The organism is Pseudomonas sp. Marseille-Q8238 (genome assembly GCF_965111915.1).
The window spans coordinates 3248760-3261017 of record NZ_CBCOPI010000001.1; the positions used below are offsets into that span (position 1 = coordinate 3248760).

Here is a 12258-nt window from a genome sequence, read left to right on the forward strand (position 1 = left end):
GCGGTCACAGATGATGCGGGGGGCGAAGCGCTATGGCGGCGTAGGCAGCCAGATCATGTTTTGCAGGGTAAGCATAAGGTCTTATCGAGAGGCTTTAGAAACCTAAACCAGCATGATTCTACAGGATTAGAGCTGTTTTTGCGAATCACGCCTGGCCAGGCGTCATGCTTGGATCTCAGTCTGAGCCTCGCGCACTATCTCAATTACTTGGCGCTGCTCGGTGAAGCTCACGGGTGTCCGCTGTTGGCCGGTTAGCGACCACTTCTCTGGCTAGCCATGCTTGTCCTCCCACATGTGGAGGACTTGCCATGAACATCACTGCTACCTGCACCCGCCGGCCCTGGAACAAAGGAAAGTTGGTCGGACAGAAAACCCCGCTCCGGCTGAGAGATATCTGGGCCATCCGAGTAAGGCTTCAGCTTGCAGAACGAACCCGGGATCTGGCTTTGTTCGATCTGGCCATCGACAGCAAGCTTCCAGCCTGCGACTTAACCAAGCTCCGTGTATGCGACGTTGCTCATGGCGAGCATGTGTCATCACGAGCAATGGTTATGCAGCAGAAAACGAAGCGACCAGTGCAGTTCGAAATTACTGAGCAAACACGGTCTGCTCTCGCGGCCTGGATACACCAAGCCCAGCTCCGTAGCCAGGACTGCCTTTTCCCGAGCAGGCTGCACACCTCAGACCATCTATCCACTCGTCAATACGCTCGTATCGTCAAAGGCTGGGTGCAAGCCATTGGCCTTGATCCGGCCATGTATGGCACTCACACAATGAGACGTACAAAGGCATCACTGATCTATCGCAGGACAAAGAACTTGCGGGCCGTTCAACTTCTGCTTGGCCATACGAAGCTGGAGAGCATCGTTCGATATCTTGGGATTGAGGTCGACGACGCCTTGGAAATGGCAGAGCAGACCGAGGTTTGACCATGTATAGCGACGGTCGAAGTCAGGCCGTCGCTAACCGGCCAATAGATGCCTATTCCAATATTGAACCTTCCTCCTGAAACCCGACATTTTGAGCATGCCCGAGGGAGCAGAGGCTTTCGCTGCATATCAATCGTTTGTCCCGGTGCAAATCCTGAGTCTATGTAAATCTATTTGGCCATTACATTAGGTGACTAGGATGTGGTGTTTTCCCCTTCAGGGCCATTCCCCCAAGTGATCACACTGGCAATTCGCTCTTTGAACCTGTCTGTAAAAGTCATCAGACCTAGAGGGGAGCCAAAGCGGCGAACCTCCTTAACTCGGGGAAGAATTTCGTCCCAACACGCCACAATTGGCTGGAGATATTGCAGAACGACCGGGTTGGAGAGGAGGCCCTTGGGCAAAAAACGATTGTCGAACTCACGAGTTTCCGTTTTATTCATCGACCAGTAAAGCGTGGCCGAAAGGGCGGCTTTCCCGCAAAGCAAGACAAGTTGTTTGCGATCAAGCCCGTGATCTAAAACTTTCCCAGCAATGTCTAAGGTCTCGAAAATATGAGGCACGTTTAATTCCAGCCGAATCAATGGATTTGGATGAGAGCCTTCGATGACCGCTGTCGGCAGTATTGGTAGACTTCCATTGAAACGGAAGAAGAGCAACGAGAGTCCACATACCATCAGGTATATCAAGCCGGACAACACTTCTGTTCGCTCTTCGCCCTCGACGAAGCCTGGGTCGTTGACGTGCCGTAGTAGTTCCAGTACGTAGAGGTTTGTCGCCTCGAAGTCGGCTGCAAGTTCCGTGACATGGGAAACCAGCGCCTCTCGGCCCACGAGCCGCTTGTGGCTTGACGCTTCAAAATCGTAAACGTCAGAGGTCTTTACGGTGCCACTATGTCCCTCCCCGAACTCGTCACGGATAACACCATGCTCCTGCATGAGGTGGCCGATCTCATGGAAATACACCCAGGTGATCGCAGCGACGAATATATTATTGACGAGATCTCCGTCGTTGAAGCACTTAGGGAGCTTTACCCTGTCGCCGTAGAAGTCGTACAGATTATCGACGCCAGAGTCTTGGGGAATGCTTCGCAAGAACTTGCAAAGCTCCTCAGCGTCCCGCCACACCTGCCGTGCTAGCTCGTAGTACATGGTGACGCGGTGCTGCGGCGGCTTACCTGCTTCGTCCAGCGAGGACGCGTAGGCACCAAATTTCTCTTCCGTGCACCAAGAGAGCGTTAACTCACCGCCCAGTTCTGCGTATCTACTTTCATTTAGATCATGAGTGATGTCGCCCAAGACCTGACTCGCTAAATGATAGATATCAATATCCTTCAATGAGCATCTCCGTATTGCGTCGTCCACCTACGGTGGGCAGGCCGAAGCAGTGTTGACAACGACATTGGCTTGTCAAAAAAGCACACGCCAGGACTCAAAGCGATACATCGGGAGCACATCAAACTGCCCGAAACCAGGCAAGTTGCCGTGCCGAAAGCAGTCGCAAGCGACCGACGGCTTCGGCCAAAAGCAGCCATTCAACACTTCAGCTGCATGATGTAGCGGTAGCCGAGAAGAAAAGGAAATTGCTGATTGTCACGCGCAAGTAGCTCTCCTCGCGCGTGACATCACAGCGTTTCAGTTCTTAGTCGTGAGCATGACCGTGGCTTTCGACTTCGGACTGGGTTTCCGGCTCGCTGCCACCACAGGCTGACAGTAGGCCAAGCAGACAAACCAACAGCAGGGAGCGAGTCAGGGTAGTTGTGGTTTTCATTGTGTATTCCTTTCAATTTCGATCAGGTATGTAGAAGCCCCTGCGCCTGATGACGCTGGGGCGCTTTGCCTTAGATAACTCGTTTGACGCTCAGGTACTCGCCCTTGGTCTTCAGCGTGATGGTCACGTCGCTGTTGCTGCGGTTGCGCCAGAACCAGCCGTGGGTGCCGTCAAAGATGGCGGTGAATTCACCCTTATCGCCCTTGATCTGCTTACCCTTGCTGTAGCTGTGGTAGTAGCCCTTGGGGCCGTTGTAGGGTTCGCCGTGGGTGTCGTGGTTGACCGGAATACCATTGGTTGTCCACTCGTAGCTGACCGTGGCCTTGTCCAGCATCTCCAGTTTGATTTCACTGGCCTCGCCCGGCTTCAGCGTGACGGTCACTTCATCCGACTTCAGGGCTGGCTCAGGCTCAGCTACGGGCTCGGCCACAGGTGCTGCTGCAACAGGCTCTTGAACTACCGGCTGAACAGGCGCGGGAGCTTGAGCGACTGGAGCCGCGACTGGCTGAACCGCTGCATCCGCTGCCGCTTCTTCGGCCAGGGTTATCTTCATTTCGCCCATCTGGGTCAGGCCGAGTACGCGACCAACGCCCGTTGGGTCGATGGCGTACTCCGAAGGCATCACCACGGTGACCAGCAAGGCGGCGGCAACGCCCACGGCAATTACGGTGGAGCGCAGCAGTTGGCGGCTGGTAGGCAATTCGCTTTGGGTCGGGAGCTTGGTATTGAACATGCTGAAAATTCCTTACTGAGAGACGATCAGGCCGGTGAGCTGGTAACCCATCAAGAGGAAACCGGCGCTCATCATGGCGACGTTGGCGGTGTAGGCATGGCGCCAGAAGCTGGCGGTGCGTCGCCAGTAGCCCATGACAATCAGGATGGCGCTCAGGGCCAGGAGCTGGCCGATTTCGACGCCGACATTGAAGGCGATCAGGTTGGTGATCAGGCCGTCAGCCGAGATCTCGTATTCCTGAATCTTGGTCGCCAGACCGAAGCCATGCAGCAAGCCAAATATCAGCGTGGCCGCTTTGGTGTTCGGCTGGTGGCCGAACCAGCGCTGGAATGCGCCTAGGTTATCCAGCGCCTTGTACACCACCGAGAAACCGATGATGGCGTCGATCACATAGGAGCTGATGTTGATTTCCGCCAGTACGCCCAACAGCAGCGTCACGGTGTGACCCACGGCGAACAGCGTGACGTAGAGCCCCACGTCCTTCAGGCGGTAGAGAAAGAAGATCACCCCGAAGAGGAACAGTAGGTGGTCGTAGCCGGTGATCATGTGCTTAGCGCCCATGTAGATAAACGGCAGCACCATCACCCCGGAGCTTTCCTGGATAAAGCCCTTGTCGCCCTCGGCGACAGCGTGGGCCAGTGCGTCAGGCATGCCGAGAAACAGCAATGCCGTGAACAGCAGCAACAGTAGTAACGAGCGATTCGGGCGCACGACAGATGCGTCCATTGCGCCCATAGATAGCGAATGCATGGTTGAGTCCTAAATTAAAGGGGTCTTGGGCCGCACAGCGGCCTGTGTCAGATCACGAATGTGGCGCGCGGTGGCCGCTCGATCAGGAAGATCGGGCTTGGAGGAATGGAGTAATGAGGGGCTGGTATCGGCTGCGCACGTTCTGGCAGCGTGCTGATGCTCAGCAGCGCGGTCAGGTGCGGTGTTTCATGCAGATGGTCGGCGGTCAGCGGCGAGTGGCAGTGATCCCCATACGCAGCACAGGCCAGCGTCTCGTCACCATGCGAATGTGAATGCGAATGAGCACCGTCATTGCCACCCAAGGCAGGCTGGCTCGACCCCATAAACAGCGCAGAGGTATGCCCGGCCCAGGCCATCAAGATGGCGAGAGCAAGGGCAAAAATCACCTTGGTGCTGATGGGATTGCTGAGCATGTTGTGGTTCTTTCGATGCCTAAGCGGGTGGCTTTTCTGGGGAGGTAGCCGGTTTGACCATATCCCCCCCGGGGGGATAGCATGCGAGCGTAATTCATCGACGCACGAGACTCAAGGCATGAGCGATCACGAACACGGCCACCAGCACCAAAGTCATGGCGACATCATCAAAAGGTTGAAGCGTGCGGAGGGCCACCTGCGCAGCATCGTCACCATGATCGAAGAAAGCCGGGCCTGCGTCGACATCGCTCAGCAGCTGCATGCCGTGGAAAAAGCCGTCTGCCAGGCCAAGCGTGTGCTTATCCAAGACCATATCGACCACTGCCTGGAACATACGGTCGAAGCACTGGCGATAGGCGAGCGCGCATCACTCGAAGACTTCAAGCAAATCACCAAGTACCTCTAAGTAAAAGGCATCCACAATAGCGTTCAAGGAGATGCAAGATGGCTTGGGTTATCAGCAAATATTTCCTGACAGCAATCGTGGTCGTTGTGGTCTCGGAGATCGCGAAGCGTAGTGACAAATTTGGGGGCCTTATTGCGGCGCTGCCCCTGATCACCGTACTGACGCTTATCTGGCTAAACGTTGAAAACCAGCCAGCAGAAAAGATCGCTAACCATGCGTGGTACACCTTCTGGTACGTGTTGCCCACCTTGCCGACGCTACTCGCGTTTCCCATGCTTCTGACCCGCTTCGGCTTCTGGCCAGCTCTGCTGATCTACATCGTCGCTACCGCAGCTTGTTTCGGTTTGTTTGCCTTATGCGTCCGCCGTTTTGGCATCGAACTGCTATAAGGCCAAGTAAGTACATCGCCCATTGTCTGCGTAAACGTTAAAGGGCATGTGACTCGGTCGATTCTCGGGCGCTCGCGGGTGATCCATTTTATGCAGCACCTCCTGCCTACCGGGATAAACTCCGGGTGGGCCGGCCAGCGCCGTGCCAGCCAGCAAAGCCATCGATCAGGTAGCGCGCATCCAGGCCCATGGCCTCCAGAGTAGCGGCGATGCCCTGGCTGATTTCATGCCCTTTGGCGCAATAGACAATCACTGGCCTGTCCCGTGTAACCTGATCTTTCCAAGTGAAGACATCCTCAGGATCACGCCAGTGTGCGCCGGCGATTTCTTGGGCATCGGCAAGCCGGACGCTCGTACGGCGCACATCCAGCAAAGTGAACGTCCGATCTGCTGCCTGCCATTCCGCCAGTTCGCATATCGAGATTCTGCTCATCTTCTACCTCTCAATTTTGCAGCAGGTGTACCACCAGCCCGGCCAACGCACAGGCCATCAGCACTTGGATGACGCCGCGTTTGAAGCGAAACAAGGCCACCGCCGCCGCCACAGCAATGAGTGCCGAAGGCCAGTCGAAAGTCCCCGCGAAGCCTTGCGGCCAGAGCACGTGATAGCCGAAGAACAACGCCAAGTTGAGAATCACCCCGACTACGGCGGCGGTGATGGCCGTCAGCGGTGCGGTGAACTTCAGTTCGTTGTGGGTCGATTCCACCAGCGGGCCGCCGGCGAGAATGATCAGGAATGACGGCAGGAAGGTGAACCAGGTGACCAGGCTGGCGGCCACGGCACCGGCTAGGAAGGCCTGATCTGCCCCGAACACCTGTTGCACGTAGCCGCCGACGAAACCTACAAAAGCCACCACCATGATCAGTGGCCCTGGCGTAGTTTCACCCAGAGCCAGACCGTCGATCATCTGTGTCGGAGTCAGCCAGCCGTAGTGGCCGACTGCGCCCTGGTAGACATAGGGGAGCACCGCATAGGCACCGCCGAAGGTCAGCAGTGCTGCTTTGGTGAAGAACCAGCCCATCTGCGTCAGCGTACCTTCCCAGCCGAACAGCGCGGTCAACAGCCCCATGGGCAATGCCCACAGCGCCGCGCCTATTGCCGCCAGCAAAACCAGGCGTGGCCAGCGGAAGCGTGCATGTTCCGGTGTTGGGGTGTCGTCATCAATCAGCGCCGGGCCATAAGACTGCTTGGCAGCGCCATGACCACCGCCAACGCTGAACTTCTCTGGGGCGAAACGCCCACCGAAATAACCGATCACTGCGGCCCCCAGCACGATTAGTGGGAACGGCAGGTTGAGGGCGAATATCGCCACGAATGAAGCAGCAGCTATTGCCCACAGCCAGTTGTTCTTCAGTGCGCGGGAGCCGATGCGGTGAGCAGCCTGTACCACGATGGCGGTCACGGCGGGCTTGATCCCATAGAACAGTCCGGCCACCACCGGCACATCGCCGAAGGCGATATAGACCCACGACAGCGCGATCAGGATAAACAGCGAGGGCAACACGAATAGCACCCCGGCAATCACGCCGCCCCAAGTGCGGTGCATCAGCCAGCCGATATAGGTGGCCAGCTGCTGGGCCTCCGGGCCGGGCAGCAACATGCAGTAGTTCAGGGCATGCAGAAAACGCCGCTCGGAGATCCAGCGCCGACGCTCCACCAGCTCCTGGTGCATGATCGAGATCTGTCCGGCTGGGCCACCGAAGCTGATGAAACCGAGCTTGAGCCAGAACAGAAAAGCCTGGAGCAAACTGACAGGCTCGGCACGTGGCAGATCCTGCTCTACAGGCGGCAGTGTGGTCTCATTCATCAGAGGTCTCTTCTTTCACGAATGCCGCCAGCAACCCATCGAAGATGGCGCAAGCAGCCGTTAGCAGGTGGTCGTCATTGAGGATGGTTTCGCGCAGCCCGGCCAATACACGCTCGATGCCGACCGCCTCGGCGGGTTGAACGCCACCGACATCCAGGTAATGCACCAGAGCCGCGATGCGGCTTAGGCCTGGCTCGGCCAGCGTAAAGCTGGATTGCAGGGTTTCGAAGGTGACGCGACTGCCGACATGGCTGAAGGTCGCACCGTCGAAATCGAAACCCAACGCCTCCGTAGGGCAATCACTTGGCGTGTCCAGCCAGAGAATGCGGGCGCTCGGATCAATGCAGCGCCGAATCAGCCAGGCGCTGGCCAGGCGGTCGACCCAGGGCCGCTTGCGCGTAGCCCAGAGGCGGCCTTGGTAGTCGCGAAGATTCAGCTGTTCGATAGGCTGATCGTGGCTGCTCGGCTCATCCTGCGACAGCGCCCGGCTGATGGCCGTCTCCAGGGTTTTGAGCGCCGTGTCGGTCTGCTGCCGCGCCGCCGCAGGGAAGAAATCGATGGCCGCCACCTGCGCAAACGCCTTGCGCAGCTTGCGTACCTGCTTGGTGCTGGTGAGGGCGCTATCCGAAGTCAGCTGAGCCTGGCACGCCTCGATATCGACGCGCAGCTTGGCGTAGTCCTCGCTACGGTCGAATAGCTCGATAAAACGCTCGCCTTGCGGATCATTGATTGGCAGCAGAAAGGCTGTGCCATTGCTACCCAGGATGTCGCGCTCAACAGCCTCCAATGCTTCTCGGCAGGCGGGAGTGTCGGGCAGCAAATAGACCCCATCGCGCAGTACCGCAGCGCCACTGCTCTTGAGGGCACGCCAGGCACGCATACGCTCTGTGGCGTTAGCGGTCGGCAAGGCGATGATCAGGGATAACCAATTATTCATGTAGAGTAAAATACCTATTAGGTAATAAACTCTACTCTATTCTTGCTCTGGATGATTGTGAAGTACTAAATAGTTGGCCGACGATTACCCGTTACGACTGGCCGCTTTTGGCCGACTCCGGCCCGATGCCACTGGCTCGAACCGGTCAAAAGCTGTCACTCACCAAGGGTAGCGGACGCCATTTAGCGGACATTCACCCCTTAGGAAAGACCTTCTTCTAATAGCGCGGGGTGATTTTCAATCAAATCACTCCGAATATCGCAAAGTCTTATTGCGTGAACTCTAGCCTCTAATCCATCGCGTAGCGTTAAGGCCATACACTTGCGTGCCATAAGCCAAAAAGTCTTTTCAGCAGCAGGAGTATCAGCAGAAATCAATGTAATGTTGTCAAATAATTTTATAAAGCAATCAGCCATTTTGACGATAAAGTCAACGCCGTGCTGAGTCCGCCGATTCCTAACCAGAAAATCCACATCCGTAATGAAATGGTTAATGTGGTTTTTGTTGGATGCTGATTGACTTATGTTAATTACCTTTTGTACGTTTATTAAAATCGTAGAGAGATCATTATCTAGCCCCAAGAGCGGGGTCATTCTCACGAAGTCCTCGATGTCATATCGTTTCAGATTCAAATCTTCTGGAATAATTCTAGTTATACTATGGCCATCCCATCCGCCATCGACAGTGGTTACTCTGCTCTTGGCCCACCCATGTAACCGATCATACCATTTTGGATCTTTCGCGTAGGCTGCTCGCTGCGAAGACCAAAGCATAAAATCTACGACTTGCGACCCTGGATTACTTTTATCGGAGATTTCGAATCTTACATCCGGGTAATACTTGACAACAAATGGAGCTAAAAAGCAATTTTGACTCAATCCTTTCCAAAGGTCTGGCCACCACATCTCCAGTAGTGCCTGCACACTAAGTCCATTCCTACCCTCAAAAATAAACGTTAGCTCTCGCGCTTTTGAAAATAAGCCTACTACAGCAAGTTTTGATGCAAGATCGTATACTTCATCAATGTCAGAAAAATTATGCTTTTTTGCATGAAAAATATGTGACTTGAAATTCCCAACGACGTGCTTGTTTATAGCACTACAAAGATGCGAATGCGCATTTTTGCTGTCATCTGCGGCGTGAAAGTATCCTCTTTCAAGCGTTCTATCATCCATAGTTTTTTGAGGCATCAGGAAGCGATCCGTATCGATCCGAAGATTTTCTAATGCCTCATCGATAACGTCTTGACCGATCCGTTCCTCAGCTATGAGGCTGGCATAACCACTGAATGCGCCTTCACCGAACTCAGTCTCATCAAGGTATACGAACAACCGCAATCAGACATTGTTTGGATTGCTATGACGGGGCGCCATCACCTCTTTGCTTGAGTTTCAGGCAGATGTTTTCCTCTCCCGCCTCAACTGACAGTTCATCACCCAGACTCCATCCGAGCTGCTCAAGTAGCTCGGATGGAAGCTCAACAATAACGTCTCCGCTGCCATCCCCAGGGTCTTGGCATACAACTCGCCAGCTCTCAGATGTAGTAGTCATAGATTCGCCCTCACGCTGTAGGCACAGTATGGCAGCTTCATCTCGGGCAGATCCGCTTCGTACGGTGGGGCAGCATTTGGGCGGAATGCTGAAACCTACCCCCTCACCCCAATCACCTCATCCCATCGAGTCGTGTACCTCTGACTCAGCATCTCCCGGCGCATCGCCCAAGCAGGCTTCGCTGGCACTCGTCCAATACGCACAGTCCCTCTGCCTTCGCGCTGATTGATCTGATCGACAACCGCCATCAACTGCTCGGCGCCACGGCGAGGTTTGGGCGCAAAAAGATCGGGCGTCAGCTCACCTCGCTGGCTCAGATCCATGAGCAAGATGCTGCACTTAGAGAAGGGGTAACCGGGTCGGTAGATCTGGCCCAGGCCTCGCTGGGCAAGCGCCAGAATTTCGCGTGTATCGTCGGTAGGTGCAGGCAGAGCCATGGTTACCGCGTTGGCGTAGCACGGCCCCTCGCGATCAGCCAGCTGCGTCTGGAGACCTACCTGGATCGTGCTACACAGCGAGTTCTGGGCACGGAGCTTCTCGGCGGCGCGGGCCACATAAGCAGCCAGGGCCTCGCGGATCGGTGGCAGCTCTGACTGCCGTACCCCGAACATTTTGCTGCTGCAAATTGCCTCCTTCGGCGGCGGGCCCTGGTGGAAGTCGATGCAGCAGATACCGCGCAGCTCCCTCGCCGTACGCTCCATGGTCACCCCGAAGGTTTTGCGCAGAGTGCCAATATCGAAGTGGGCCAGATCCCAGGCAGTGGAGATTTTTAGAGCAGCTAACCTGGCTGCGGAGCGATGCCCTACGCCCCATACCTCCCCCACTGGCGCCAAGCGAAGAAGCTTCTCTTGGCGGACTGGATCGGTCAGGTCGAGCACACCGCCAGTGCCCTTCCATTTCTTCGCGGCCCAGTTCGCTAACTTAGCCAGGGTTTTAGTCGTGCTGATGCCAACGCCAACGGGCATGCCAATGTCACGAGCCAGGCGCTCGCGGATGCTGTGGCCTAACCCAGCTGGGTCAGCTACACCGGTCATATCGCCCCAGGCTTCATCAATCGAATAGACCTCGATACCGGGCAGCATCTCCGCCATCACTCGCATGACTCGGTTGCTGATGTCTGCGTACAAGGGATAGTTGCTGGAGCGCGCCACCACACCTTGCCGACGCATCTCATCGCGCACCTTGTAGTAGGCGGCGCCCATGCCGATACCCAGAGACTTAGCCTCAGCTGAGCGGGCGATTACGCAGCCATCGTTGTTGGATAGAACAACAACTGGCTGACGCTTGAGTTCTGGCTGGCAGATTCGCTCGCAACTGCAATAGAACGAGTTGCAATCGATCAGCGCGAACACACGAGCGGCAGTCATGAGGCCACGCAGCTGACAACCCAGGACACTACGCCCCAGACCTCGATGATATCCTCCCCATCGAGCTGGACATCCGGAACGATGGGGTCGGCAGCCTTAAGCCAGCGCCCCCCGAACAGATCGCGTTGAACTAACCGCACCCTGTAGCCATCGCCCAGATCGACCACCACCAACTTGTTGTCCAAGTGGCTTGCGGCCCGGTTAACGATCAGTCGATCACCAGGAAATATCCCGAATCCAAGCAGCGTGTCGTCCAGCACGCGGACACCCCAAACATGAGGTGCCCCTAGACCCGTCAGACGATCAAGAGAAAGCCCTTCCTCCTTCTCGTCCTCGGCAGGAGACGGGAAGCCTGTGATGCGCAGGTCAGCCACGTCGGAGAGCAGGCGTTCTCGCAGACGCTCGCCACGAGCAAGGATGGAAAGAGACATCTGGACACTTCCGCACTAAACTGTACATGCATACAGTATTCGAGAAGGCACGAATTCGGTCAACCAGAGACCGAGTCAAAACCGACAGGAGGAAGCTGCTCCGTCGTCAGGCGTCGATTAGCTCATCGCGAAGAATGAGCAGCTGCTTCGGCGCTTCTATGCTTATTCGCACCTTACTCTGGCCTTGAAAAGCGCCGACATGCACGGTGATTCCGTCGCGCAGGAGTTGCTGGAGAAGTTTCTCGGTATCGACGCCAGGATCGATGGTCAGGCGAATCATATCGCCTTCTCGGCGGGTGACAGTCAGATATCTCATGGGCAAGTCCTTTGCTGATTAAGTGAATGCGCATCCTGCGTAAGCAGTCTAGAACAAGGTGGCGGCTGTCGAATGTGCAGCTACTCGCAGCGTGAGGCGCTAGGAATGTGCGGAGGAGTTGAAGCCCGCGAAGCGGACAAAATCTAGAAGGGGAGCCCGCAGAATTCGGAAAAAATCGTACGCTAAGGTTTTCCGGGCAATCGTAGCGGCCTGAACTTCCCGATCTCCAGCCTGCGGCTCTGCCGCCAGACGTAATCGCCAGTCAGGTTGATGTGCTCCCAGCCCAGCGGCAATAGGTATTGCAGCAGCTCGCCGCCCACCGACTTGCCAGCCTCGACCAGCCCCAAGTGATGCACTCCAGATACATCGTGTTCCATAGCACGATGGCCGTCACCAAGTTTGGGCTTCTGGCTCTGTAGCGCTGCGGCTCGAAGTTCCGATCCTGATTTTGCCTAAAA

At 56.0% G+C, this 12258-nt stretch carries 16 protein-coding genes and 1 pseudogene; 3 read left to right on the top strand and 14 right to left on the bottom strand.

The window, feature by feature from the left end:
* Window positions 1-308: 308 nt before the first annotated feature.
* Window positions 309-929 carry a tyrosine-type recombinase/integrase gene (locus ACWPW0_RS15145; RefSeq protein ID WP_121369473.1) on the top strand — a complete coding sequence of 207 codons (621 nt, stop codon included), beginning with the start codon at window positions 309-311 and terminating at the stop codon, window positions 927-929.
* 194 nt (window positions 930-1123) lie between these two features.
* Here the strand turns inward: ACWPW0_RS15145 and ACWPW0_RS15150 are convergent, their stop codons facing one another.
* From ACWPW0_RS15150 to ACWPW0_RS15170, 5 genes are all read right to left on the bottom strand, one after another.
* Window positions 1124-2266, bottom strand: a complete 1143-nt coding sequence (locus ACWPW0_RS15150) for a hypothetical protein (RefSeq protein WP_121369471.1) — start codon at window positions 2264-2266, stop codon at window positions 1124-1126.
* A gap of 304 nt (window positions 2267-2570) precedes the next feature.
* Window positions 2571-2699, bottom strand: a complete 129-nt coding sequence (locus ACWPW0_RS15155; protein WP_341709137.1) for a hypothetical protein — start codon at window positions 2697-2699, stop codon at window positions 2571-2573.
* 70 nt (window positions 2700-2769) lie between these two features.
* Window positions 2770-3432 carry a transmembrane anchor protein gene (locus ACWPW0_RS15160; RefSeq protein WP_121369468.1) on the bottom strand — a complete coding sequence of 221 codons (663 nt, stop codon included), beginning with the start codon at window positions 3430-3432 and terminating at the stop codon, window positions 2770-2772.
* Between the two features lie 12 nt (window positions 3433-3444).
* A complete protein-coding gene (locus tag ACWPW0_RS15165; RefSeq protein WP_121369466.1) occupies window positions 3445-4182 on the bottom strand; it encodes a HupE/UreJ family protein in 738 nt (245 codons plus the stop codon).
* A 47-nt stretch (window positions 4183-4229) separates the two neighbouring features.
* Window positions 4230-4595: a hypothetical protein gene (locus ACWPW0_RS15170; protein ID WP_121369464.1), complete on the bottom strand. Its 366-nt coding sequence runs from the start codon at window positions 4593-4595 to the stop codon at window positions 4230-4232.
* Window positions 4596-4713: 118 nt separating this feature from the next.
* Between ACWPW0_RS15170 and mreA the strand changes: the two genes are divergently transcribed.
* Window positions 4714-5001, top strand: a complete 288-nt coding sequence (mreA, locus tag ACWPW0_RS15175) for a metal-sensing transcriptional repressor MreA (RefSeq protein ID WP_017675697.1) — start codon at window positions 4714-4716, stop codon at window positions 4999-5001.
* Between the two features lie 38 nt (window positions 5002-5039).
* Window positions 5040-5390, top strand: coding sequence for a DUF3147 family protein (locus ACWPW0_RS15180; protein WP_121369461.1), 351 nt, complete (start codon window positions 5040-5042; stop codon window positions 5388-5390).
* A gap of 106 nt (window positions 5391-5496) precedes the next feature.
* Here ACWPW0_RS15180 and ACWPW0_RS15185 read toward each other — a convergent pair whose 3' ends face one another.
* From ACWPW0_RS15185 to ACWPW0_RS15225, 9 genes and pseudogenes are all read right to left on the bottom strand, one after another.
* The gene (locus ACWPW0_RS15185; protein ID WP_121369459.1) at window positions 5497-5823 is read right to left on the bottom strand and encodes a rhodanese-like domain-containing protein; all 327 of its coding nucleotides are present in this window, start codon (window positions 5821-5823) and stop codon (window positions 5497-5499) included.
* A gap of 10 nt (window positions 5824-5833) precedes the next feature.
* Complete coding sequence (chrA, locus tag ACWPW0_RS15190; protein WP_121369457.1) at window positions 5834-7198, bottom strand: chromate efflux transporter; 1365 nt, start codon at window positions 7196-7198, stop codon at window positions 5834-5836.
* Window positions 7191-8135, bottom strand: a complete 945-nt coding sequence (locus ACWPW0_RS15195) for a chromate resistance protein ChrB domain-containing protein (RefSeq protein ID WP_121369453.1) — start codon at window positions 8133-8135, stop codon at window positions 7191-7193. The genes chrA and ACWPW0_RS15195 overlap by 8 nt, the downstream gene beginning before the upstream one ends.
* A 200-nt stretch (window positions 8136-8335) precedes the next feature.
* Entirely contained in the window at window positions 8336-9472 is a 1137-nt protein-coding gene (locus ACWPW0_RS15200; RefSeq protein WP_454255740.1) for a hypothetical protein, read from the bottom strand.
* Window positions 9473-9491: 19 nt separating this feature from the next.
* Window positions 9492-9686 carry an AbrB/MazE/SpoVT family DNA-binding domain-containing protein gene (locus ACWPW0_RS15205; RefSeq protein ID WP_454255741.1) on the bottom strand — a complete coding sequence of 65 codons (195 nt, stop codon included), beginning with the start codon at window positions 9684-9686 and terminating at the stop codon, window positions 9492-9494.
* Between the two features lie 95 nt (window positions 9687-9781).
* Window positions 9782-11053, bottom strand: coding sequence for a translesion error-prone DNA polymerase V subunit UmuC (gene umuC, locus ACWPW0_RS15210; protein WP_454255742.1), 1272 nt, complete (start codon window positions 11051-11053; stop codon window positions 9782-9784).
* Complete coding sequence (locus ACWPW0_RS15215; RefSeq protein WP_454255743.1) at window positions 11050-11484, bottom strand: LexA family protein; 435 nt, start codon at window positions 11482-11484, stop codon at window positions 11050-11052. Before ACWPW0_RS15215 ends, umuC begins: the two co-directional genes overlap by 4 nt.
* Window positions 11485-11590: 106 nt before the next feature.
* Window positions 11591-11800 (bottom strand): carbon storage regulator, encoded by a 210-nt coding sequence (locus ACWPW0_RS15220; RefSeq protein WP_454255744.1) that lies wholly within the window; start codon window positions 11798-11800, stop codon window positions 11591-11593.
* A 182-nt stretch (window positions 11801-11982) separates the two neighbouring features.
* Window positions 11983-12245: pseudogene (locus ACWPW0_RS15225) on the bottom strand (Tn3 family transposase); the annotation flags it as partial.
* Window positions 12246-12258 lie beyond the last annotated feature (13 nt).